The organism is Mannheimia granulomatis (assembly GCF_013377255.1).
Classification (GTDB): domain Bacteria; phylum Pseudomonadota; class Gammaproteobacteria; order Enterobacterales; family Pasteurellaceae; genus Mannheimia; species Mannheimia granulomatis.
The window spans coordinates 1012860-1038570 of record NZ_CP016614.1; the positions used below are offsets into that span (position 1 = coordinate 1012860).

At 39.2% G+C, this 25711-nt stretch carries 18 protein-coding genes; 16 read left to right on the forward strand and 2 right to left on the reverse strand.

What is annotated here, in order from left to right:
- Window positions 1–10: 10 nt before the first annotated feature.
- The 3 genes from A6B41_RS04800 (at window position 11) to tsf (ending at window position 3565) form a co-directional block, all read left to right on the forward strand.
- Window positions 11–1501 (forward strand): helicase HerA-like C-terminal domain-containing protein, encoded by a 1491-nt coding sequence (locus tag A6B41_RS04800; RefSeq protein ID WP_027074763.1) that lies wholly within the window; start codon window positions 11–13, stop codon window positions 1499–1501.
- Window positions 1502–1897: 396 nt separating this feature from the next.
- A complete protein-coding gene (rpsB, locus tag A6B41_RS04805; protein ID WP_027074762.1) occupies window positions 1898–2614 on the forward strand; it encodes a 30S ribosomal protein S2 in 717 nt (238 codons plus the stop codon).
- A gap of 99 nt (window positions 2615–2713) precedes the next feature.
- On the forward strand, window positions 2714–3565 hold the full coding sequence (gene tsf / locus A6B41_RS04810; RefSeq protein WP_027074761.1) for a translation elongation factor Ts: 852 nt from the start codon (window positions 2714–2716) through the stop codon (window positions 3563–3565).
- A gap of 52 nt (window positions 3566–3617) precedes the next feature.
- Here tsf and A6B41_RS04815 read toward each other — a convergent pair whose 3' ends face one another.
- Entirely contained in the window at window positions 3618–5168 is a 1551-nt protein-coding gene (locus A6B41_RS04815) for a phosphoethanolamine transferase (protein WP_027074760.1), read from the reverse strand.
- Between the two features lie 92 nt (window positions 5169–5260).
- Here A6B41_RS04815 and pyrH point away from each other — a divergent pair, with 92 nt between their 5' ends.
- Together pyrH and frr are read left to right on the forward strand one after the other, a co-directional pair.
- Window positions 5261–5977: a UMP kinase gene (gene pyrH / locus A6B41_RS04820; RefSeq protein ID WP_027074759.1), complete on the forward strand. Its 717-nt coding sequence runs from the start codon at window positions 5261–5263 to the stop codon at window positions 5975–5977.
- Between the two features lie 35 nt (window positions 5978–6012).
- Window positions 6013–6570 carry a ribosome recycling factor gene (frr, locus tag A6B41_RS04825; protein WP_006248085.1) on the forward strand — a complete coding sequence of 186 codons (558 nt, stop codon included), beginning with the start codon at window positions 6013–6015 and terminating at the stop codon, window positions 6568–6570.
- Between the two features lie 76 nt (window positions 6571–6646).
- Here the strand turns inward: frr and A6B41_RS04830 are convergent, their stop codons facing one another.
- On the reverse strand, window positions 6647–7330 hold the full coding sequence (locus A6B41_RS04830; protein WP_027074758.1) for a 2,3-diphosphoglycerate-dependent phosphoglycerate mutase: 684 nt from the start codon (window positions 7328–7330) through the stop codon (window positions 6647–6649).
- A gap of 208 nt (window positions 7331–7538) precedes the next feature.
- Here A6B41_RS04830 and A6B41_RS04835 point away from each other — a divergent pair, with 208 nt between their 5' ends.
- From A6B41_RS04835 to gyrB, 11 genes are all read left to right on the forward strand, one after another.
- Complete coding sequence (locus A6B41_RS04835) at window positions 7539–8654, forward strand: peptidoglycan DD-metalloendopeptidase family protein (RefSeq protein ID WP_032847568.1); 1116 nt, start codon at window positions 7539–7541, stop codon at window positions 8652–8654.
- Window positions 8655–8657: 3 nt separating this feature from the next.
- On the forward strand, window positions 8658–9503 hold the full coding sequence (locus A6B41_RS04840; protein WP_027074756.1) for a divergent polysaccharide deacetylase family protein: 846 nt from the start codon (window positions 8658–8660) through the stop codon (window positions 9501–9503).
- Between the two features lie 10 nt (window positions 9504–9513).
- Complete coding sequence (gene tamA, locus A6B41_RS04845; RefSeq protein ID WP_027074755.1) at window positions 9514–11361, forward strand: autotransporter assembly complex protein TamA; 1848 nt, start codon at window positions 9514–9516, stop codon at window positions 11359–11361.
- Between the two features lie 53 nt (window positions 11362–11414).
- A complete protein-coding gene (tamB, locus tag A6B41_RS04850; protein WP_032847486.1) occupies window positions 11415–15554 on the forward strand; it encodes an autotransporter assembly complex protein TamB in 4140 nt (1379 codons plus the stop codon).
- Window positions 15555–15658: 104 nt separating this feature from the next.
- Entirely contained in the window at window positions 15659–17428 is a 1770-nt protein-coding gene (gene cydD, locus A6B41_RS04855; protein WP_027074753.1) for a heme ABC transporter permease/ATP-binding protein CydD, read from the forward strand.
- Complete coding sequence (gene cydC, locus A6B41_RS04860) at window positions 17428–19095, forward strand: heme ABC transporter ATP-binding protein/permease CydC (RefSeq protein ID WP_027074752.1); 1668 nt, start codon at window positions 17428–17430, stop codon at window positions 19093–19095. The genes cydD and cydC overlap by 1 nt, the downstream gene beginning before the upstream one ends.
- A 117-nt stretch (window positions 19096–19212) precedes the next feature.
- A complete protein-coding gene (gene hflD, locus A6B41_RS04865; RefSeq protein ID WP_027074751.1) occupies window positions 19213–19842 on the forward strand; it encodes a high frequency lysogenization protein HflD in 630 nt (209 codons plus the stop codon).
- Window positions 19843–19875: 33 nt separating this feature from the next.
- Window positions 19876–21243 (forward strand): adenylosuccinate lyase, encoded by a 1368-nt coding sequence (purB, locus tag A6B41_RS04870; protein ID WP_027074750.1) that lies wholly within the window; start codon window positions 19876–19878, stop codon window positions 21241–21243.
- 67 nt (window positions 21244–21310) lie between these two features.
- Window positions 21311–22072: a DeoR/GlpR family transcriptional regulator gene (locus A6B41_RS04875; protein WP_027074749.1), complete on the forward strand. Its 762-nt coding sequence runs from the start codon at window positions 21311–21313 to the stop codon at window positions 22070–22072.
- Window positions 22065–22940, forward strand: a complete 876-nt coding sequence (ubiA, locus tag A6B41_RS04880; protein WP_027074748.1) for a 4-hydroxybenzoate octaprenyltransferase — start codon at window positions 22065–22067, stop codon at window positions 22938–22940. The genes A6B41_RS04875 and ubiA overlap by 8 nt, the downstream gene beginning before the upstream one ends.
- 201 nt (window positions 22941–23141) lie before the next feature.
- Window positions 23142–25574: a DNA topoisomerase (ATP-hydrolyzing) subunit B gene (gene gyrB, locus A6B41_RS04885; RefSeq protein WP_027074747.1), complete on the forward strand. Its 2433-nt coding sequence runs from the start codon at window positions 23142–23144 to the stop codon at window positions 25572–25574.
- Window positions 25575–25711: the final 137 nt, after the last annotated feature.

Below are 25711 nucleotides of genomic sequence, written 5' to 3' on the forward strand. Positions count from 1 at the left end.
AGAATTTGATATGAGTTTATATAACATTGCTCAAACCGAATCAGGGGAAGTGATTTCTCTGAATTCAAAAATGGCGAATCGTCACGGTTTAGTGGCAGGGGCGACTGGTACCGGTAAAACCGTAACTTTACGCAAATTGGCAGAAGCCTTTAGTGATGATGGCGTGCCGGTGTTCTTAGTTGATGTAAAAGGTGACTTGTCAGGCCTTGTACAAGCGGGCAATTTTTCCGGAAAAATTGCAGAACGCATTGAAATGTTTAATTTAGGTGGCGAGGCGTATTTAAACGGTTATCCTGTGTCATTTTGGGATGTGTTTGGTGAGTCTGGCATTCCGCTTCGCACCACGATTTCAGAAATGGGGCCAATGTTGCTTGCTCGTTTATTAAATTTAAACGATACACAAGAGGGCTTATTAAATCTTGTTTTCCGTGTGGCGGATGACAGAGGTTTACTGCTCATTGATTTAAAAGATTTACGTGCGTTATTAAAATTCGTTGCCGATAATGCAAAAGAATTTCAAGTGGAATATGGGAATGTTTCCGCTGCGAGTGTGGGAGCGATTCAGCGCGCGTTGTTAGCACTTGAAAATGAAGGAGCAGCGAATTTATTCGGTGAGCCTGCATTAGATTTACATAATTGGCTCCAAACCCGTGACGGTCGCGGTGTAATCAATATTTTAAATTCGGAAAAATTAATCAACTCACCAAGAATGTATGGAGCGTTCTTACTTTGGTTTATGGCAGAATTATTTGAAAACTTACCTGAAGTAGGCGATCCGGAAAAACCGAAGTTTGTGCTTTTTTTTGACGAGGCTCACTTATTATTTGATGGCGCCCCGAAAGTATTGGTGGACAAAATCGAACAGGTGGTACGTTTAATTCGTTCTAAAGGTATAGGTGTTTATTTTGTAACACAAAATCCGTTAGACTTGCCGGATTCGGTGTTAGGTCAGCTAGGTAATCGTATTCAACACGCATTACGAGCTTTCACTCCGCGTGATCAAAAAGCGGTGAAATCAGCAGCGGAAACCTTCCGTGCCAATAAAGATGTGGATGTGGTAGAAGCCATTACTCAATTAGGTGTTGGGCAAGCCTTAGTTTCTGTATTAGATGAAAAAGGGATGCCAACGCCGGTTGAGATTGCTTATATTTATCCACCGAAAAGCCAGCTTACACCGCTTGCAACCGGTGAGCGATCTGCGTTAGTGAAACAAGATGATTTATACCATCACTATAGTCAATTTGTAGATAATGAATCTGCTTTTGAACGCCTTAATGCCAAAGCAGAACAAGTTAAGGCTGAGCAAGCGGCGGCAGCAGAAGCGAACAATGATTTCTTCGGTGGTATTATTTCTTCGATTTTTGGCTCAAAAAAGAAAAAAGATCAATCTGTTACCGAACAGGTCGTGAGCCAAGTGGCACATTCTGTGGGTAGAAATTTACGCAACCAAGTGACCAAGCAAATTATGCGTGGAATTTTAGGCGCGATCACTAAAAAATAGGCTTAATTATCCTTACAAGCGGTCGGATTTTACTCTCAAAATTGTGTGCAATTTTGTTCGCTCCTATGGAGCCGTTGGCAAAGCCAACGTTCAAAACGCTGTGCGTTTTGTGGCAAATTTTTGCAAAACCGACCGTTTTTCTTTTTGTTATCTTTTGCATTTTGAGTGCGAAAAAGAGTGGTAATGCTGTCTGTTTTTTGGCATAATATGCACCGTTTTTTGTCTGTTTCGGGCAGAAAGCGTAAACATTTATTTTTTAACACTAAAACACACACATATCACAAGCTAGAAATTGGGGTGTCTATTTTATAGATCGATTTTCTAGGATATGTGGAGGCTAAACCCCGTTTTGCCGTTCATAAGTGGCAAAACAAACAACTTTGAAGGAAAATTCTTATGGCACAAGTTTCTATGCGCGATATGCTTAATGCGGGCGTTCACTATGGTCACCAAACTCGTTACTGGAACCCAAAAATGAAACCATTCATTTTCGGTGCACGTAACGGTGTTCATGTAATCAACTTAGAAAAAACATTACCATTATTTAACGAAGCATTAGCGGAATTAACACGTATTGCAAGCAATAACGGTAAAGTATTATTCGTTGGTACAAAACGTGCGGCAAGTGAAGCAGTTAAAGCAGCAGCAGTAGATAGCCAACAATTCTACGTTAACCACCGTTGGTTAGGTGGTATGTTGACAAACTGGAAAACCGTTCGTCAATCAATCAAACGTTTAAAAGATTTAGAAACTCAAACTCAAGACGGTACTTTTGACAAAATCACTAAAAAAGAAGCGTTAATGCGTACTCGTGAGTTAGAGAAATTAGAGTTAAGCTTAGGCGGTATCAAAGATATGAACGGCTTACCGGATGCAGTATTTGTAATCGGTGCTGATCACGAGCATATCGCAATCAAAGAAGCAAACAACTTAGGTATTCCGGTATTTGCGATTGTTGATACTAACTCAACTCCAGATGGCGTTAATTACATCATCCCTGGTAATGATGACGCAACACGTGCAATCCAACTTTACTTAGATTCAGCGGTTGCTGCAATCAAAGAAGGTCGTGGTCAAGAAGTTGAAGTTGCCGCAGAAGCAGCAGCTGAATAATTCAGTTTGTAAGGGCAGGTTTTAACCTGCCCTAAACGATAAAATCTCTAGACAGGTGAATGCCTGTCTTTCCCGTATCAAATCAAGAGGAATTAAAAAATGGCTGAGATCACAGCATCATTAGTTAAAGAACTTCGTGAACGTACCGGCGCAGGTATGATGGAATGTAAAAAAGCATTACAAGAAGCAAACGGTGACATCGAGTTAGCGATCGATAACATGCGTAAATCTGGTCAAGCGAAAGCAGCTAAAAAAGCAGGTAACATCGCAGCTGAAGGTGTAATTTTAGCTCGCGTAGCGAAAGGTTTCGGTGTATTAGTTGAAATGAACTGCCAAACTGACTTCGTAGCAAAAGATGCAGGTTTCTTAGGTTTAGCAAACGAAGTTGCAGACTATGCAGCAGCAAACAAAGACATCTCTATTGAAGCATTAGCAGCTCAATTTGAAGAAAAACGTGTTGCATTAGTTGCTAAAATCGGTGAGAACATGAACATTCGTCGTGTTAAGTTCTTAGAAGGTAATGTGATTGCACAATACTTACACGGTGCGAAAATCGGTGTATTAGTAGCTGGTGAAGGTTCTGAAGAAGAATTACGCAAAGTAGCAATGCACGTTGCTGCAAGCAAACCTGAATTCGTAAACCCAGAAGATGTTTCTGCAGATGTTGTTGCAAAAGAGCGTGAAATCCAAATCGAAATCGCGATGAACTCAGGTAAACCAAAAGAAATCGCTGAGAAAATGGTTGAAGGTCGTATGGCTAAATTCACCGGTGAAGTTTCATTAACCGGTCAACCATTCGTAATGGATCCATCACAAACTGTGGGCCAATACTTAAAATCAGTAGGTACTTCAGTATCTAACTTCATCCGTTTAGAAGTGGGTGAAGGTATCGAAAAAGTTGAAGAAGATTTCGCAGCAGAAGTTGCTAAAATCACCGGCGGTAACGCTTAATTCAAACTTTGAGTTGATGGAAAAAGCAGGCTTTTGCCTGCTTTTTTACGTTCTATTTTTTATTATTCATCGGAATGGCAACGGCCGGATCTTCAACGGTTGATTGGGTTTCAATGATTTTTCTCAACCCATAATCGTTTTTATCCGCCTGATTGCTAAATAAATCAATTTCTTTATTCAATAACGGATTCTCAATTCCCATCCAATTTGCAATACCGTCAGTAAAATTTAAGCCGGATTTAAAGGCTTTATAGACATTACGCTTAGTATCATCACTCGAAATTTTAAATAATGGGATATCGTAGTGTAGTTTACTTTTATCCTTACCGTTTTGAATCAAAATGTTATCTTTACTCATTTCGTGTGATAAGCCATGGTCAGATAAGTAAATCATTGAAAATGAACGCTGATTAGCTGTTTGGTTTTGAACTAAAGTTTCATACACACGTTTGAGAAATTCGTCTGTTTTCTTAATAGAAGACACATAGCAATTCACATTAAAATACCGTTTTGGTAATTTATTATCGTCAAACATTTTCGGATAATCGGTTAATCTGTCACAAGTAATCGGGTGAGAGCCGTATAAATGTAAGAAAATAAAGCGTTTGCCGCTTGCAGGCTCTCTAATCACTTTACTGAAATGCGGGAGCAGTTCAAAATCGCTTACATTGGTATTTAATGAATCGCCAGCTTTGGTGAAGATTCTGATATCGCTTTTATTGCCGATAGAAGAAATCGGAGTGTCGTAATTACCCAAATAACCTTGATTGGAAATCCAGTAGGTTTTCACCCCAGCAGACTTAATCAAATCAATTAAGGTCAAAGAATAGTTTGCTTCCCATTTTTCCGTATCCGGTTTAGTGAGCATTAACCGCAGAGAGGCGATCGTGTTAGTGCCGCCGGCAGTTAGGCCATCAATTAGCGTTCCATTTGCTGAACTCATAAACGGTGTGTTAGGGACCGGGTAGCCATAAGCATGGTGGTAGTCTTTTCTTGCACTTTCGCCCATAATTAAGATGTAGTCATCATATTTAGCATTTTCGTTGAGTGTTGATTCTCCCCATTTTGACTCCAATGTTAAATTATTTAATACCTCTAACTCTTTTTTGACTTTTAAGCTTGATTGGTAAAATTCATGGAAGAATTTAAAAGGCGCAAGAGAGAAGAGCATCAAAATAAATGCACTCATCACAAAGGTTTTGTTTTTTAGAAAACGAATATGATAAATATTGGTAATTTTTCGATAAAAAATGACCGCTAGTACAATCCCAATGCCTGCTAAAATATGCAATATGGGCAGTTGAGCAAGAAACTCACGACTTTCCATCATATCGGTGGCAAAAATAGAAGCAATATATTCATAGGTAGGCTTACCGAAATTAATCCCAACCGGGGTATAAAAAGCGTAGGCAATACTGATTGGCAGCAGCAGAAAATAGTAAGTCCACTTGGAACTGGCTAATGCAATGATAAGAAAAATCCCAAAAAGCAGCTCTAAAATAGTCGGCTGTGGGAAAAATCCTGAGCCGATGAGCATAAGATAGCTTGCAGAACTTGCTAAGAAAAGAGCTGTAATAATGCCGAAAATTTGTTTTGAATTCATTTAGTTAAAATTTTTCAGTTTATCGTAGAAAAGGATTGTTCTATAATAGCGTAATTTTGTGTTTAGTCCATACAGTATAAGAGGCAATTAAAATGAGTAACCCAATCTATAAACGAATTCTTCTCAAATTAAGTGGCGAAGCTTTACAAGGGAACGAAGGTTTTGGTATCGATCCGTCCATTCTAGATCGTATGGCGTTAGAGATTAAAGAACTTCTCGCCGAAGGCGTGGAAGTGGGTGTTGTTCTTGGTGGCGGCAACTTATTTCGTGGTGCAAAATTAGCAAAAGCGGGAATGAACCGTGTAGTGGGCGATCATATGGGCATGCTTGCCACTGTAATGAATGGCCTAGCAATGCGTGATGCCTTGCACCGTGCAGAGGTGAACGCAAAATTGATGTCAGCATTCCAGTTAAACGGTATTTGTGATACCTATAACTGGTCTGAAGCAATTAAAATGTTAAGAGAAAAGCGTGTAGTCATTTTCTCGGCAGGTACCGGTAGCCCGTTCTTTACGACCGACTCGGCGGCTTGTTTACGTGGTATTGAAATTGAAGCTGATGTTGTATTAAAAGCCACAAAAGTGGACGGCGTTTATGACAAAGACCCGGCAAAATACGCAGATGCGAAACTCTATAATAAACTGACTTATGCACAAGTTATCGACCAAGAATTACAAGTGATGGACTTAGCGGCATTCACTCTTGCTCGTGATCACGGTATGCCGATTAGAGTGTTTAATATGGGCAAACCGGGTGCATTACGTAAAGTCGTGTTTGGTACCGAAGAAGGTACAACCATTTCTGAATAATTTATTTCTCTGTTTTTTTATAAAGGATAAAATCAATGATTAACGAAATCAAAAAAGATACACAAGATCGTATGGAAAAAAGCCTAGAGGCTTTAAAAGGTCATATTGCGAAAATTCGTACAGGCCGTGCTCAACCTTCTTTATTAGATGGCATTCAAGTTGAATATTATGGTTCAGCGACACCATTACGCCAAGTTGCAAACGTAGTTGCTGAAGACGCACGTACCCTTGCGGTAAACGTGTTTGATAAATCTTTAATTTCAGCGGTAGAAAAAGCGATTTTAACCTCAGATTTGGGCTTAAACCCATCATCTGCCGGTACCACTATTCGCGTTCCACTTCCACCGTTAACAGAAGAACGTCGCCGTGATTTAATCAAAATCGTCAAAGCAGAAGGGGAGCAAGGTAAAGTAGCTATCCGTAATGTTCGTCGTGATGCGAATGATCAAATCAAAGCATTATTGAAAGATAAAGAGATCAGCGAAAACGAGCAGCATAAAGCCGAAGAAGATATTCAAAAAATTACTGATACTTTCATCAAAAAAGTTGATGAAGTATTGGCAGCAAAAGAGAAAGAGTTATTAGATTTCTAATTTGCAAAAAAGATGAAAAAATTAACCGCTTGTAATTGATGATTACAAGCGGTTGTTTTTTATCGAAAATTTACCATTATAAGTAACGTTTGCTGATAACTTTTAAGTTATCGTCTAATTCATACACTAATGGTTGACCGGTTGGGATTTCTAAATCCATGATATCTGCGTCAGAAATTCCTTCAATGTGTTTTGCTAATGCACGTAATGAGTTACCGTGAGCGGTTACAAGAACACGTTTGCCGGAAATTAATGCCGGAGCAATTTGATCTTCCCAGAATGGTAATACACGCTCAAGCGTGATTTTTAAGTTTTCGGCATTTGGAATTAAATCTTTCGGTAAATTTGCATAACGGCGGTCGTTATGAGCAGAATTTGGATCTTGTGGGTCTAAATCCGGAGGAGAAATATCGTAAGAACGACGCCAGATGTGAACTTGCTCATCACCGTATTTTTCTGCTGTTTCTTTTTTGTCTAAACCTTGTAACGCACCGTAATGACGCTCATTTAAACGCCAGTTTTTCACTTGAGGAATCCATAATTGATCAGATTCTTCTAACACGATATTACAGGTTTTGATTGCACGAGTTAAAACAGAAGTGAAAGCGATATCAAATTCAAAACCTGCTGCTTTTAATTTTTGACCTGCTGATTTTGCTTCTTCAATACCACGCTCTGTTAAATTAACATCACGCCAACCTGTAAATAAGTTTTTAGCATTCCATTCACTGAAACCGTGGCGGATAAATACTAATTGCATAATAACTCCTTGCTTTGAGTAAAAAATAACGGATTTAAAACTGCGTTATTTATAGCAAAATTCTCTCCATTTTGAAATAGATAGTTAAATTCTTTCACTAAAAAGCTGATCTTAAGCAAATAACCGATTAGAATATAGCCTTAGCGATATTTGGAATAAAAAAGGAATACTTGTGAAACGAAGAAATTTTGACTTTTGGGCATTACTATTGGGCGGAGCAATTAGCCTTTCCGCATCTTTTTCTTTTGCAAATAACCTTAATCAGATTCAGCAGAAAATTCAGCAACAAACTTCTAAAATTAATGAGCAGAAACAAAAGCGTACTGCTTTACAATCAACATTAAAAACCCAAGAAGTTGAAATGGGCAAAGTGTTAGATAAACTGCAAAAAACAGAAATGTCATTAGGTGAAATTCGCCAAACCATTAAGGCAACTGAGCTTGAAATCAGTCGTCTTGAAAAACAAGAGAGGCAGCAAAAAGAAAAATTAAAAGAACAACTGGATTCTGCTTATCGTTCAGGCGTTAATCCTTCTGTATTAGAGCGTTTAATGTCTGAAGATGCAAAAAATGCAGAAAGAATGACCGCTTATTATGAGCATATGAATAATATTCGTATTGATGCCATTCACGAAATTCGCAAAACACAGGCAGACTTAAAAGCCAGACGAGATGAGTTAAAAGGTCAGCAAAAAGATCATCAATCACAATTAAACGAACATAAAAAACAAGAGCGAGATTTAAAGAAAGTACAAGCCCAGCGTGAGAGTACGCTACGTTCCATTGATAAAACGCTTGAGCAAGATCAAAGCCGTTTAAAGAATTTGCGGAATAATGAAGCTGCTTTAAGGCAGCAATTGGAACAGGCACAAAGAGAATCTGAGCAAGCTCAAAAACGTGAGCAGCAAGCAGCAAAATCTAAGTCTCAATCTAACGCTAACGCGAAAGTAGATACTACACCAATTAAGGCCGGTAGATATACGATGCCGGTATCGGGCAACGTGATTACTAAGTTTGGTAATAATTGGCATGGTGTTGTTATTGCCGCACCTGCCGGTACATCTGTGAAAGCAATGGCTTCCGGTCGGGTGATTATGGCACAATGGCTTGCAGGTTATGGGCAAATGGTTGCAATTGATCATGGCAATGGAGATATTTCCCTTTATGGCTATAACCAATCAATTTCCGTTAGCAAAGGAAGCCGGGTACAAGGTGGTCAGGTGATTGCCAAAGTGGGTAACAGCGGAGGACAAAATCGATCAGCTCTTTATTTTGGTGTGACTCGAAAAGGAACACCGATTAATCCTTTAAATTTGGTGAAATAATTAATGTTAAAAGAAGTTTACAAGCGATTAAATTTGAGTATTTTTTTGCAAATTTTTCTGTTTTTTCCACCGCTTGCACAGGCAGCAAAACTAGCTATTGTTATTGATGATGTCGGTTATCGAGTAAAAGAAGATAAGGCTATCTTATCAATGCCGAAAGAGGTGAGTGTGGCGATTATTCCATCGGCCCCTTATGCGAAAGCCAGAGCGATTGATGCTCATCACCAAAAGCGGGATATTTTAATTCACCTGCCAATGGAGCCTAAATCCAAGCAACCTATTGAACAAGGCGGACTTAAAATTGGTGATAGCGAAGAAAAACTTCGGAAACTTATTGAGAGTTCTCGTGGTCAAGTACCATATGCTATTGGTTTAAATAATCATATGGGAAGTGGTGCAACCTCAGATAGTCAAACGATGATAAATTTGATGAATGTGCTAAAAGAAAATCAACTATTCTTTTTAGATAGTAAAACCATTGGTAGCAGTGTTGCTGCAAAAATTGCCCGCCAAATGGGTATCAGTACACTGGAGCGAGATATTTTCTTAGACGATAGCGATGAGTTTGCCAATGTGCAAAAGCAGTTTTTATTAGCCGTTGAACGCGCAAAGAAATACGGCGTAGCGGTGGTTATTGGGCATCCACGTCAAAATACAATTCGTGTGTTGAAGAATACTTTAGCCAAATTACCCAAAGAGGTTGAGTTAGTTAGTATCGGAGCACTTTGGCGAAACGAAAAAGTCACACCGGAAAAACCACTTATTATGCTATTTGAGCATGAGCCGGCAGTTACATCTATACCGCCTTATGAAAGCATTCCGCTTTTACGTGGTATTCCAAGAGAATAAAAGGTCAACAATGAATACAAAATTTCATTTTTTAACATATTGCTGTTTAGTTGCGTTCGCCTCAATGGCACAAGCAGAGCCGTCTAAGCGTATTACAGATATCGATGCCGATAAAGTTGAAGAATTAGAAGAGGACTTAGCAGAAGCCTCCTCAGAAGAATTGATAGAAGAAGATAGGGTTGAGCCACTCGTCGATTTAGAAATAAAAGGCATTAGAGATAAAGAGGCAAAGAAAAATGTCAATTTATATTTAGCCCAAATTGCTAATGAATATGCAGATGGTTCAGAACGCTATCAATATTTAGTACAAACCAATGTTGATAAAGCATTAAGAGCTTTAGGTTATTACAACAGCCAATATCAATTTGTGCAGCTTCCTCGTAACGGAAAGAAACCGCTATTGGTGTTAAATGTACAATTAGGCAAAGAAACTGTCAAAATTGATGAGACTGATATCGTCTTGCAAGGTGAAGCGAAAGAAGATGATGCATTTATTCGATTAGTTGAAAAGGCACCGAAATCAGGATCTAGGCTTAATCATAAAACCTATGAAAATTTTAAAAGTAATATTGAAAGCAATGCTTTTAGTCGAGGGTATTTTGATGGACATTGGCTATATCATCGCTTAGAAGTTTATCCACTCGATCACAAAGCAGACTGGCGTTTGGGCTATGACAGTGGTAGCCGTTATCTCTATGGGGATATCACTTTTGTGGATAATCAAATTCAAGAAGAATATTTACGCAATATTCTCAAAATCCAGACAGGTGATCCTTATTTAGCAAGCGATCTTTCCGTTTTAACTCAAGACTATTTATCGAGTAAATGGTTTTCGTCTGTTATGGTTGAGCCTCACTTAAATGAACAAGATAAACGGGTGAACTTAAATGTCCTTTTCAAACCAAGAAAGAAGAACGAAGTAGAAATTGGAATTGGTTTTGAAACTGAAGTTGGTCCACGTTTACAACTTAACTGGAAAAAAACTTGGCTAAACAGCCGTGGTCACAGCATTGAGACTCGAACTTATGTATCAAAGCCTGAGCAAACATTTGAATTAGGTTATAACATTCCGTTAAGGAAAGACCCTTTACACTACTATTATCAATTATCCGGTACTTTGGAAAACGAAAACCAAAATGACACCAAATCAACCGCGGCAACTTTAGGATTACAACGTTTTTGGACGCGTGAAACCGGTTGGTCATTTTCAGCTGGCGTAAAAGCGCGTTATGATTCTTTTACTCAAGCACAAGATCGTTTTAAAACATTGTTAATTTATCCAACCGCTTCGCTCAACAGAACCCGAACAGATGGTAAACCTTATCCGTTATGGGGCGATACGCAAAAATTAACCGTAAACTGGGGGAGTAAAGCTTTTGGTTCAGATGTAAATTTTTATAGTTATAAGGCTTCAACCTCTTGGGCTAGAACCTATTTTGATAATCATCGTTTCTACTTAAGAGCAGAAATCGGTTATATAAAGGCGAATCAATTTGAGCGTATTCCACCGGCTTTGCGTTATTTCGCCGGTGGTGATATGAGTGTTCGTGGCTTTGGCTATAAAGATATTTCTCCGCGTGATCCTAAAAATGGAAAACGTGTTGGCGGCTCTCACTTAGCGACAGGTGCGGTCGAATATCAATACCAGGTTTACCCGGGGTGGTGGGCGGCAATATTTTACGACACCGGGTTGGCTTCTAATAAATTTAAAACCAAAGATCTACATTCGGGAACAGGTATTGGTGTCCGTTGGGCATCGCCAATCGGTGCAATTAAATTTGATGTCGGTACACCGGTGAAATCGCCTGATAATAAAAAAGGCTTTCAAATTTATATTGGTTTAGGTTCGGATCTTTAAGTGGCAGCAAGCGGTCAATTTTAGATAAATTTTTACAGTTATTAATCACGACTATGAACGAAGAAAAACAACAAGTAATGCAAAATCAAAATACGATACTGCCTGAACAGGCATCTCCTACATCGGATAAAAATGAAGTCGATAAAACCTCCTCAAAAGCTCCAACATGGCGTTGGTTACGTTGGGGGATTTGCGTATTGCTTATTGTGTTGTTAATTCCGCTTCTGTTTTTAGCTACAGGATATGGGCAGCGTAAAGCGCTTACGTTGGTAGATAAATTTGTTGAGCCATTACAAATTGGGATGGTAGAAGGTAGCCTGCAAGAGGGGCTGACATTAACCGATACTCAGTTTGTGATAGATGGTGTGAATGTACAGGTAGGTAAAGCTGATTTACATCTTGGTTTTAATTGCTTGGTGCATTATGAAGTCTGCCTGAATAATCTGAGTGTGAAAGATACTTCAGTGGTCATTGATACTACTAAATTACCCCCTTCTCAAGAAAAAGAGGATACAAAGCCCTTTACCGAGTTGAATTTGCCGCTTGGAATTTCTGCTAACAATATTCAGCTGGACAATATTGATGTGAAGGTGGATGAAACAGAAATTCACCTTAACCATTTTCACTCAGCTCTTTCCGGGAAAGGGCGTTCAGTTACGCTACATTCGACCAAATTAGACGGTTTAAATCTGTTGTTAGCTTTAAAATTAGAGGAAGCAGAACAGAAACAAGCGGTTGATTTTGATGAAAAAATAGCAAAATCGGACGATGAGTTACCGACAACACTAACCAATGCCCAAGAAGTAGCAGATAAGGTCGTAAAAGAAGCTGTAGAAAAAACAGGAGAAAAAGTTGTTGAGCAATTCCATGAATTGCAAGGTAAAACGCCGGAAAAAGTGGCTCAAGAACCACGCAACAATATTGACTGGGCAACTATTCGCGCCGAATTGGAAAAACCATTATTAGATAAACAAGTTCGCTTTACATTACCTTTAGATTTAATGGTTGAGCAAATTGAGGTAAAAAATGTAGCCCTTGCACAAAAAGCTAAGGATGAAAAAGGAAACAATATTGAGCCGATTTCTTTGTTAAAAGTAGATTCTTTAGATTTAAAAGCACAAGCAAAAGATCAACATCTTGCTTTGCAATACCTTGATTTTAAAAGCGATCAAGGTGATTTGACAGCAAAAGGGGAATTATCCTTAAAAGATAATTATCCATTGGTATGGAATCTAGAAGGGTATGAGGCAAAAAATGCAAAGGTGAAACTTCCGTTTAGCCATATTAACGCTGATATTTCCGGTGAATTATATGAAACAACAAGACTGAATGTTTTAACTAAAGGCGCAATTAACGCGACTGTTAGCGGTAATGTTCAATTAGCCGAAGCTAAAACACCTTTTGATCTTAGTTTAAAAAGTGAGTCAATGCGTTATCCTTTTGCAGTACAGCAAGGGGATGATGTGTTGAAGTTAGAGAATATTGATATTCGCTTAAGTGGTGATCTACTTCAATATGATTTGGTGGCAAATCTGAGCGCAAAAGGTATGGGGATACCGCCAAGTTCTGCGCTATTGAAAGGCAATGGAGAGCTGACACATTTTAATGTTCAAGATTTAACGCTAAATACATTAGGGGGTAAGGCTCAGTTACAAGGAGCTGCGGATTGGGTAGATGGTGTCCAATGGGATGCAAACCTTGCGTTAAATGACATTAATACTAAATCATTATTGGCTGATTGGCCTGCCCAGCTTTCCGGCTCACTTAAATCGAAAGGTTATGCAGCGCGAGGCAATTTAGGTTCAGACTGGAATGTAGATATCTCGAATATCGATTTAAAAGGATTGTTGCAGCAGAAAAATCTGAAATTAACCGGTGATCTTAATGCCAATAATCAGCAATTTTTAAATGTGCCGGCACTGTCTCTTGTGTATGGTGAAAATAAAATTGATGTTAAAGGGAGTTTAGGCGAAAAATCCGATTTCTATGCAGATATTAAAGCTCCGAATCTACAAGGACTAGTACCGAATTTAAAAGCCGGCATAAGTGGTAATGTTAAGTTATCGGGGCAAGTGTCTCAACCTAATATGGATGTAGACTTAGTTGCGTCTAATGTAAGTTATGATCAATTCAAATTACAGCATCTAACTGCCAAAGGTAAAATCACGACAGAAAAAACGATTCAAGGTGATGTTGAGTTAGGGCTACGCCAGTTTGCATATAATGATATTAAAGTAGAGAGTGCAACAGTATTGGCGCAGGGCAATGAAGCAAATCATACGTTAAAATTAACCTCAAAAGGGAATCCTGTTGGGGCTGATTTGCAAATTTCCGGAAAATTTGACCGCTTGCAACAGATTTGGGAAGGGCAATTAAGCCAAGTTGCGATTCAGTCTAAGGATTTTGGCAAATTCCAAACCGACAAAGCGGTAAATGTGAAATATGACAACAAGGCAATTAATGCGAATGTATCTGCTCACTGTTGGCATAATCCGAAAATTAATTTGTGTTTCCCGACTGCCTTTAATGCAGGTGTTGAAGGAAAAGTACCTTTTGAATTACGCAATTTTAATTTAGCCGTATTACAAGAGTTTTTGGATAAAAACAGCCAGATTTCTGGCATTGTGAATGCAAAAGGTGATGCTGCTTGGTTTAAGAACAAACAGCCTGAAGTTAATGTGGATCTCACATCCAATTCGATTAAGTTTCTACAAAAAATGGAAGGTGGTAAAAGTTTTCCGTTAACGGTTTCGCCATTGAAAATTAATTTAAAAATGGCAGAGAATAATTTAGTGCTGAAATCAGATTTACGAATGGAAAATAACGGTAGGTTATCGACCGATGTAGTGATGAAAGATTTAAATAAAGCAAGAACGTTGTCGGGCAATATTCATATTGATCAATTAACTCTAAGACTCTTTCGTCCTTTGTTAAATAAAGGTGATTCAGTTGATGGTAATATTAACGCTCGCCTAACTTTAGGCGGAACTGCAACTTCGCCATTATTGCACGGGCATCTGAATTTAACTTCGCTAAAAGCGCGTTCAACTGTGATGCCGTTTGATATTACCGGTGGAAATTTAGCGATGAATTTCCATGGTGCGACTTCAACACTAAGTGGGCAAATTCAATCAAACCAAAGCCAATTACAACTGAAGGGAGATGCTGATTGGCGGAATGTAAATGCTTGGAAAACAAGAGTCCATGCTCAGGCTAACCGCTTCCAGGTGGATATTCCAAATATAGCTAAAGTGCAGATAAGTCCGGATATTCAAGTAACGGCAACACCGAATTTGCTCACATTAAGCGGTAATATTGACATTCCATGGGCAAGAATTGAGGTGGAAAAGTTACCTGAAAATGCGGTTACAGTCAGCGGTGATGAAGTGATTATGGATGGTTCGGCTAAAGCGAAAGTGCCGTTTAATCAAAGGGATATTCCGGCTCAAACTGCAAACGGCATGATGGTCAATGCAGACATTAAAATCAATATTGGTAATGATGTGAAGTTAAAAGCCTATGGTTTGGATAGTAATCTAAATGGATTATTATCTGTCCGCCAAGGTAAGCAAGGCCTGGGGCTTTACGGGCAAGTGAATTTGGGTGAAGGGCGTTTTGCGGCGTATGGTCAAGATTTATTGATCCGAAAAGGCAATATTATTTTTGCCGGTTCGCCATCTCAGTCTTCACTTGATATTGAAGCGATCCGAAATCCGGAGGCGATGGAAGACCCAACGATTACCGCAGGTGTTAGGGTAACCGGGCTTGCGGATAACCCAAATGTGAAAGTCTTCTCTGATCCGGTTATGTCACAAAATGAGGCGCTTTCTTATATTTTAACCGGACGTTCGCTAGAAAGTAGTGGTGATGCCAGCTCAAGTAATGCGGTTGCTGCAGCATTATTAAGTATGAGTTTATCGAAAAGCAGTAAATTGGTGGGAGATGTTGGCAGTACCTTTGGTTTAAAAGATTTAAGTGTCAGCACCGCAGGCATTGGCGATAATACAAAAGTAGAGTTCAGCGCCAGTCTTGCTCCGAAGTTCCGCGTGAAATATGGCGTGGGGATTTTTGCTCCATTAACAGAATTAACTTTACGTTATAATTTAACACCAAGGCTTTATTTGCAATGGGTTTCAAATATTAACCAAGCGGTAGATCTAATGTATCGTTTTGAGTTTGATGAACTCTTCTAATTTAAAGGGTTGTTGATGGAAACATTAACAACCTTTTTGCTTTATAGTAGAATGTCGTTTCATTTTTACAAGCGGTCAAAAAAGATAAAAATTTTACAATTATTATGGAAAAACAACGCCAACGCGAGTTACAAAAATGGCTTAAAAGTCAGCAAAAAGTCATTAAAAAATATATGCACTTAAACGTGCTGTTAGGGATAATCAGCAGTTTATTCATGATCGGGCAAATGTGGCTGCTTGCAACAATGTTGCATAAAATGATAATAGACAAACAAAGTCCAAGCACCTTTTTAATGGAAATTGGGCTGCTATTTCTCTGTTTTGTCGGTAGAGCTTTGATGATTTTTCTGCGTGAGCGAGTGGGGTTTAAAGCCGGGCAAGTGCTGAGATTTCATCTTCGACAACAAATTTTAGCCAAAATGGAAGCCGTGGGGCCGATGATCATTCAACAAAAACCGGCAGGCAGTTGGGCAACTCTCATGCTTGAGCAGGTGGAAAATCTGCATAATTTCTATTCTCGTTATTTACCACAACAATTTTTATCGCTAATTGTACCGCTGGTTATTCTTTGTTTTGTCTTTCCGATTAACTGGGCGGCCAGCGTTATTTTATTTGCTACAATGCCACTACTACCGCTTTTTATGATCTTGGCAGGAATTAAAGCGGTGGAAGCTAACCAACGCAATATCGGTATTCTTTCTCGCATCAGCGGTCAGTTTTTAGATAAGCTTAAAGGTTTGGAAACTATTCGTTTGTTTGGTCAGGCAGAAAAGCAGACCGAGCAGATTTATCAAAGCACTGAAGATTTCCGTACCAGTACAATGGATGTGTTGAAAATGGCCTTTTTATCGTCTGCAGTATTAGAGTTTTTTACGGCGATTTCAGTGGCGGTAATGGCGGTTTATTTCGGTTTCATCTATTTGGGAGAGTTGGATTTTGGTTACTACGGTACGGGCGTGTCGCTGTTTGTCGGCTTTTTCTGCTTAATGATGGCACCGGAGTTTTATCAACCTATGCGTGAGCTTGGGGTTTTCTACCATGATAAAGCGGCTGCTATTAGTGCGGCAGACAGTATTGAAAGTTTTTTAAAAGAAGAGGTAAAAACGCAAACTTCCTCTGATTTGCAAAAAAACTTACAAAATCAACCGCTTGTTATTCAAGCAGCAGATTGTGTAATCCTTTCACCACAAGGTAAGGTGTTAACCCGGCCGCTTAGTTTCACCTTGAATGCTCATCAACATATTGCGTTGGTAGGACAAAGTGGTGCGGGCAAAAGTTCGTTGATGAATATGTTGCTCGGTTTCTTACCTTATCGAGGTTCAGTGACCATTAATGGCACAGAATTAAGAGAACTCAATTTAAGCCAATGGCGAGCTAAATTAGCGTGGGTGGGGCAGAATCCGCAATTAATACGAGGTTCTTTAAAAGAGAATATTTTGCTTGGTAATCCGAATGCGACTGAAACAGAATTAGCCAATGCTTTGCATTTATCCAAAGCAGATGAGTTTGTTGAGCGTTTAGGCTTAGAGCATCAAGTGCAAGATAGTAATATCGGCATTTCAGGCGGACAGGCGCAGCGTATTGCGATTGCTCGAGCCTTATTACGTCCTTATCAATTATTATTGTTAGATGAGCCAACTGCCAGCTTGGATATGGATTCAGAGCAACAAGTTTTAGCCGCATTACACCATTTAAGTCGTCAGCAAACGACTCTAATGATTACCCACCGTGTGGAAGATTTAACCCAATGCGATGAAATTTGGGTGATGAAGCAAGGGCAGATTATTCAACAAGGTACTTTTGCCGAATTAGAACACACCGGCTTTTTTGCAGAGCTGTTAAATAACGAATTAGTTCATCAGGGAGAACACTAATGAAAGCACTTTTTCCATTTTTTTCTCTCTATCGTACCCATTTCGGGCGTTTGTTATTAGGGATCGTGCTTGCAATCTTAAGTCTGGCTGCCAGTATCGGTTTGCTCAGTTTATCGGGTTGGTTTTTAGCAGCTTCTTTTTTAGCCGGTTCTGCCATTACGTTTAACTTTTTCTATCCATCATCAGGGGTGAGAGGTTTAGCTATCGGGCGTACTGCGTCACGTTATCTTGAACGCTTGGTTACACATGATGCGACCTTCCGTGTGTTGGCAAATTTGAGGGTTAGTGTATTTAAGAAGCTGATCCCTCTTAGCCCAAGCGGTTTAAATCGTTTCAGAAACAGCGAGTTACTCAACCGTTTAGTGGCGGATGTGGACACCTTAGACACGCTTTATCTTAATTTGGTATCGCCTTTTGTCAGTGCAGTGATGATTATTGCCTTTATGGCATTTGGGCTGTCTTTTGTATCCATTAAGCTAATGCTGATTATTTGTGGCAGCCTATTATTCCTTTTATTGGTTATTCCTGCCGTTTTTTACCGATTAGGAATGAAATTAGGGCGACAGGCTATTCAAAATCGAGCAAATTATCGCAGCCAATTTATCGAATGGGTGCAGCTTAATGCCGAATTTCTCCTTTTCGGTAATTTAAATCAAGTCAGCGAGAAATTACAAGAAATCGAACGTAAATGGCTGAATGCACAAAGTAAAGAAAGTCAGCTTTCAGGTTTATCAAGCGGCTTGTTAATGCTTTCAAACGGTATTTTAACTTGTGTAGTCATTTATTTGGTTGCTACCGCAGTTAATGTGCCGAGTGCCGAATATCCGGAAGCTTTAATTGCTTTAGTGATTTTTTGTGTGTTGGCATCAAATGAAATCCTTGCTCCGATTGGCATTGCGTTTTTGCATTTAGGGCAGCTAATTACTGCAGCCGAACGTTTAAATGAAATTACTGAACAACAGCCGAACGTGCAATTTAATGGTTCAGCAGAATGGCAAAATTTAGAGAAAAATCAACCGCTTGTCCGTTTTGAACAGGTGGATTTTCGCTACCTAAATGGCGAGCAAAAGGTACTAAACCAACTTTCCTTTGAGGTGCTAAAAGGGCAAAAAGTGGCTATCTTAGGTAAAACGGGCAGCGGTAAATCCACTATTTTCCAGTTGTTAAATCGTAATTATGAGGCAACAAGCGGTCAAATTTGGTTAAATAATTGCAAAATTGAAAATTTTTCAGAACCGACTTTACGTTCAAAATTAGTTACGCTTAGTCAACGTGTCCATATTTTTAGCCAAACTTTAAAGGATAATTTATTGATGGGCAATGCAGCAGCAACTGAAGCTCAAATGATTGAAGTTGTAGAAAAAGTCGGTTTAGGCTATCTGCTTGAAACAGAGGGTTTAAAGCTTTGGCTTGGTGAAGGAGGCAGACCGCTTTCCGGTGGCGAACAACGCCGTTTAGGCTTAGCTCGGTTATTACTAAGTTCTGCTGAATTAGTGTTATTAGATGAACCGACTGAAGGGTTGGATCGGGAAACCGAACAGCAGATCTTAAATTTAATTCTTACGCATTGTAAAGATCGCACTTTATTGATGATCACCCACCGTCAAAGTGCATTAGAGAAATTTGATGTGATTTATCGAATAGATAACGGGCGATTGCTGAATTAAAACAGTAACTCAAAGGCATTTATCTTTTTTGCGGATAAATGCCTTTTAGCATTCAAAATAAAGGGAAAAAATGCTATATTCTCTTTTTATTGATTTATGGGATTACATTTATACAATATGACGGATTATCACGATATTACCCTTGCTTATGCCGGCGTATGCCAAGCAGCAACTTTAGTGCAACAGTTTGCTCATAAAGGTGTAGCAGATAGAGAGGTTTTTGAGCATTCCATTCGTAGCTTATTAGTTACCCAGCCTGAATCGGCATTAAGCGTATTTGGCGATTCAATTTCACATTTAAAAATCGGGCTTGAAACAGCATTATCACAAACAAGTGGTGGTAACGGGAAATTAGATGCGGAGATCGGTCGTTATTGGATAAGCCTGCTTGCATTAAGCCAAAAGCTAAATAAAAATCCACAAGCCAAGCAGCAATTAGCCCAGCGTTTACAACAAGTTGAACGTCAATTATCGTTGTATGAAGATAATATCTTAGCCGATCAAATGATTGCAAATTTGGCGGCTATTTATAGCGATGTGATTAGTCCGTTAGGGAGCAAAATTCATGTGGTGGGCTTACAAGATTATTTAGTTCGCCCGGATATTCAACATAAAATTCGCGCTTCTTTGCTTGCCGGTATTCGTGCTGCGATTTTATGGCAACAAGTGGGCGGTAGCCGGTGGCAATTTTTATTTTCTCGTAAGAAAATTTTTAATCAAGCACAGCAACTTTATCGTCAAATTTAATTAAACATTTATCTATTTGGAGAATATTAAATAATGGAACTGACTGCTTTAACAGCATTATCCCCAATTGATGGCCGCTACCAAGATAAAGTGGCGAGTCTTCGTCCGATTTTTAGTGAATTTGGTCTATTAAAATTCAGAGTGACGGTCGAAGTGCGTTGGTTACAGAAATTGGCATCTCACGCACAAATTAAGGAAGTTCCGGGTTTTTCTGAAAAAGCAAACGATTACTTAAATCAAATTGTGGCTAATTTCTCATTAGAAGATGCAAATCGTATCAAAACAATTGAGCGTACAACTAACCATGATGTAAAAGCCGTAGAGTATTTCTTAAAAGAAAAATGTGATGCTTTACCTGAGCTACAAGCGGTTAACGAATTTATTCATTTTGCTTGTACTTCAGAAGATATTAACAATACCTCCCATGCGTTAATGCTAAAAGCGGCTCGTGAAGAAGTGTTATTACCTGAATGGAAAAAACTGATCGATGCTGTGGTAGATTTAGCTAAACGCTATCAACATATTCCTTTACTTTCTCGTACTCACGGCCAGCCGGCCAGCCCGACAACGATCGGTAAAGAAATGGCAAACGTAGCTTATCGTTTACAACGTCAATATAAACAGTTAGAAAATTTAGAAATTTTGGCTAAAATCAATGGTGCGGTAGGGAACTACAATGCGCATTTATCCGCTTACCCTGATGTGGATTGGCATACTTTTAGTCAAGAGTTTGTGGAGTCATTAGGGGTAACATGGAACCCTTATACCACGCAAATTGAACCGCATGATTATATTGCGGAGTTCTTTGATTGTGTGGCACGTTTTAACACGATTATTATTGATTTTGACCGTGATATGTGGGGCTATATTGCGTTAAATCATTTTAAACAACGCACTATTGCAGGAGAAATTGGCTCTAGCACTATGCCGCATAAAGTAAACCCGATTGACTTTGAAAATTCAGAAGGCAATTTAGGCTTAGCGAATGCGGTGATGACACACTTAGGGCAAAAATTGCCAATTTCCCGCTGGCAGCGCGATTTAACCGACTCAACGGTATTACGTAATCTGGGTGTTGGTTTAGGGTATGCCTTAATTGCCTATGCTTCAACCTTAAAAGGTATCAGTAAGTTAGAGGTGAATGAGCAACATTTACTTGATGAATTAAATCAAAATTGGGAAGTATTGGCAGAGCCGATCCAAACGGTAATGCGTCGTTATGGTATTGAAAAACCATACGAGAAATTAAAAGAATTAACCCGTGGTAAACGTGTTGATGAAACGGCAATGCGTGAGTTTATTGAGAAGCTGGCTCTCCCTGAAACAGAGAAAGCTCGCTTGAAAGAGATGACTCCGGCGACCTATATCGGCTACGCTGTTGAATTGGTCGATCAATTGTAAAATTTAGCCCAAAATAGACCGCTTGTAAGCGGTCTTTTTCTGTATTTATTTTGCAAAAGGAAGAAATATGAAACAGGCAAATAGACATAAAAAAATAATTGACTTAGTAAACCAGCTTGGATATGTCAGCACGGAAGAATTAGTTACAGTGCTGAAAGTGAGCCCGCAAACCATTCGTCGAGATTTAAATGAAATGGCGGAAAATAATTTAATTCGCCGTCATCATGGTGGGGCTGCTGCACCTTCAAATACTGAAAACAGCGATTATGCTCACCGTAAACAGTTTTTTTCACAAGAAAAAAATGCTATTGCTCAGCAAGTGGCAAAACTCATTCCAAATGGGGCTTCCGTTTTTTTAGATATTGGCACTACATCGGAAGCGGTGGCTTTTGCCTTAAGACAACATAAAAATTTAAAAGTAGTCACCAACAACTTAAATGCAGCGCATATTTTAATGCAGAATCCGGATTGCCAAATTACGGTTGCAGGTGGTAGCTTAAGAACAGACGGTGGTTTGATCGGTGAAGAAACCGTGCGTTTTATTAATCAATTTAGATTGGATTTTGGAGTCTTAGGTATTAGTGCGGTAGATTTAGACGGCTCAATGTTAGATTACGATTATCACGAAGTGCAAGTTAAGCGAGCTTTAATGGAATGTTCCAGACAAGTGGTTTTAGTGACCGATCACTCAAAATTCAGTCGTAATGCTATTGTTCGTTTAGGAAATGTTAAAGAAGTAAATTATTTGTTTACAGATACTTGGTTACCGCTAGAATTACAAAACCACTTAAATCAATCGGATGTTATTGTCAAAATTTGTAATGAATAACGAGACTTTTTTTTCTAAACAAAAATGGATTGCCTATGCTCAGCTTATGCGGTTTGACAAACCTATCGGCACACTATTATTACTGCATCCAACGCTTTGGGCATTATTTGTAGCGGCAAATGGAATGCCGCCGGTATCTACACTGATTATTTTCATTCTTGGTGTCATTATTATGCGAGCAGCTGGATGTGTGATTAATGATTATGCCGACCGAGAAATTGACGGGCATGTTAAACGCACTTCACAACGTCCATTGGCAACAGGGCGGGTTTCAACTACAGAGGCTAAAATCATTTTTGCGGTGTTGCTGGTAATGGCATTTTTGCTTGATTTAATGCTTAATCGCTATGCATTTTTGCTCTCTTTTGTAGCGGTGTTTTTAGCAGTTATCTATCCTTTTATGAAGCGCTTTACTCATTTACCACAAGTGGTGCTTGGTATGGCGTTTGGTTGGGCAATCCCAATGGCGTTTGGTGCGGTAAGTGAATCTCTACCACTTGAGTGTTGGTTATTATTTTGGGCAAATTTAGCGTGGACAGTTGCTTATGACACCCAATATGCAATGGTCGATAGAGATGACGACTTGCGAATTGGGGTGAAATCCACCGCGATTTTATTTGCTCAATATGATAATAAAATCATTGCCTTATTGCAGTTTACTACTCTGATTTTATTGGGATTATTAGGCGTAATTAAAAATTACCATATCGGCTATTTTATTGTTTTGGCTTTAAGTGCCACACTCTTTATCTACCAATGTTGGCTGACGAAAAAACGAGAACGTAGTGAATGTTTTAAAGCATTCTTAAATAACCATTATTTTGGCTTAGGCGTTTTTGCTGCGATTTTAGTAGGGATTTATTTTTAGTCTATTCATTTTAGGAGCGAAATATTTTTCGCCTTTTTAATTCTGCTTTGGCGAATGATAATTTGCTTCTACAAGCGGTTAAATTTCTTTAGGAATTTGCAAATTCCAGATGAAATTTAACCGCTTGTTTTACGATACTTTCTCGCATTTTTCTGCTATAATTGAGCCAATTTTTTCCATTTTAAAATAGTAGGAATAAGAATGTCTGAACAAAATCAAACAACAAGTTATGATTCTTCAAGTATTAAAGTTTTACGTGGCTTAGATGCCGTGCGTAAACGTCCGGGAATGTATATCGGCGATACGGACGATGGCACCGGCTTGCACCATATGGTGTTTGAGGTTGTGGATAATGCGATTGATGAAGCATTAGCAGGGCATTGTAAAGATATTATTGTCACTATTCATTCAGATAATTCAGTTTCCGTACAAGATGATGGTCGTGGTATTCCTGTCGGTATTCACCCGGAAGAAGGTGTTTCTGCAGCAGAAGTGATTATGACCGTACTGCACGCCGGTGGTAAATTTGACGATAATTCTTATAAAGTATCGGGTGGTTTACATGGTGTAGGTGTGTCGGTGGTAAACGCACTTTCGTCAAAATTACAGCTTACCATTCGCCGTGAAGGGCACGTTCACGAACAATTCTACAGCCTTGGTGAGCCGGATGCACCATTAACAGTGATTGGCAATACCGAAAAAACGGGGACAGCGGTACGTTTCTGGCCAAGTTTAGATATTTTCAAAAATAAAACCGAATTTGAGTATAAAATTTTATCCAAACGTTTACGTGAATTGTCTTTCCTTAACTCTGGAGTATCAATTAAATTAATTGATGAGCGTGATGGTAAAGAAGAGCATTTCAAATATGAAGGTGGTATTAAAGCTTATGTAGAATATTTAAACGAAGGCAAAACCCATATTCATAACACACCATTTTATCTTTCAACCGAAAAAGACGGCATAGGGGTGGAAATTTCCTTACAATGGAACGACAGTTACAACGAAAATGTTTACTGTTTCACCAATAATATTCCACAGCGTGATGGCGGTACGCATTTAGCCGGTTTCCGTGGAGCATTAACTCGTGCGTTGAAAAACTATATGGATAACAGCGGTGTGCTGAAAAAAGCTGATGCCAATATTGATGCCTCAGGTGATGATGCCCGTGAAGGTTTAGTGGCGGTGATTTCGGTGAAAGTGCCGGATCCAAAGTTCTCATCGCAAACTAAAGATAAATTGGTTTCATCTGAAGTGCGTGGGGCAGTTGAAAGCTCAATGAATGAAGCCTTAGCCGATTATTTGGCGGAGAATCCGGACGATGCGAAAAACATTGTCACTAAAATTATTGATGCCGCTCGTGCAAGAGAAGCGGCGCGTAAAGCGCGTGAAATGACACGTCGTAAAGGAGCGTTAGATTTAGGTGGCTTGCCGGGTAAATTGGCAGACTGTCAGGAAAAAGATCCGGCATTATCTGAACTTTACTTGGTGGAGGGAGACTCTGCGGGCGGTTCGGCAAAACAAGGTCGTGATCGTAAAAACCAAGCAATTTTGCCGCTGAAAGGTAAAATCCTAAATGTGGAAAAAGCCCGCTTTGATAAAATGCTTTCTTCGCAAGAAGTGGCAACATTGATTACCGCGTTAGGCACAGGTATTGGGCGTGATGATTACAACCTTGAAAAGTTACGTTATCACAAAATCATTATTATGACCGATGCGGACGTGGATGGTGCGCACATTCGTACGCTTTTATTAACTTTCTTCTATCGTCAAATGCCGGAGTTGATTGAAAACGGTTATATCTATATCGCTCAGCCACCGCTTTATAAAGTGAAAAAAGGCAAACAAGAGCGTTATATTCAAGATAATGATGAAATGTCGCAGTATGAAATTGATATTGCCCTTGAAGGTGCAGGTTTATATGTGAGCAATGATGCCCCAGCATTAAGTGGTGTAGCGTTAGAAAATCTGATTTCGCAGTATAACAACGTGCAGAAATTGATTGAGCGCTTAAGCCGCCGTTATCCGACTCTGCTATTAAACGAGCTGATTTATTCTCCTGCGTTATCGGTAGAATTTGCAAAAAATCAAGCAAATATGACCGCTTGGAGCGAACAGTTTGTAGCAAAATTAATGGAAAAAGAAGTAGGTGGCAGTTTCTATCGGGCCGGCACGGTATTTAATGAAGAACGTCAAGTCTATGAAGTAGAAGTTGTGGTGACAACTCATGGTATGGACACAACTTATCGTTTAGATTTCAATTTCATCAGTAGCAGCGAATATGCTCGTATTGTGGCGTTGGGTAATGAATTGAATGATTTACTTTCAGATTCGGCTTATGTAGTCCGTGGCGAACGCCGTCAAGAAATCAGCAGCTTTGCAGAAGCCTTGGATTGGTTAGTGAAAGAATCTCGCAAAGGTTTAACTATTCAGCGTTATAAAGGGTTAGGTGAGATGAACCCTGAACAGTTATGGGAAACTACAATGGATCCGGTCGCTCGTAAAATGTTGCAGGTAAATATCACCGATGCAATTGCGGCAGACAAACTATTCAGTACCTTAATGGGGGATGAGGTTGAGCCACGTCGAGATTTTATCGAAACTAATGCGTTGTATGCTCAGTTAGATATCTAGTCTTCGATGATTTATTTAAAAAGTAGCGAAATTACCAAGCTTCTTTTTAATAAATTACGTAAAATTGTGTAATAGTAGAAAAAAGTTACTGGTCTTATTCTTATAACGCTGGTAACTTTTTTAATTTAAAACCCCGT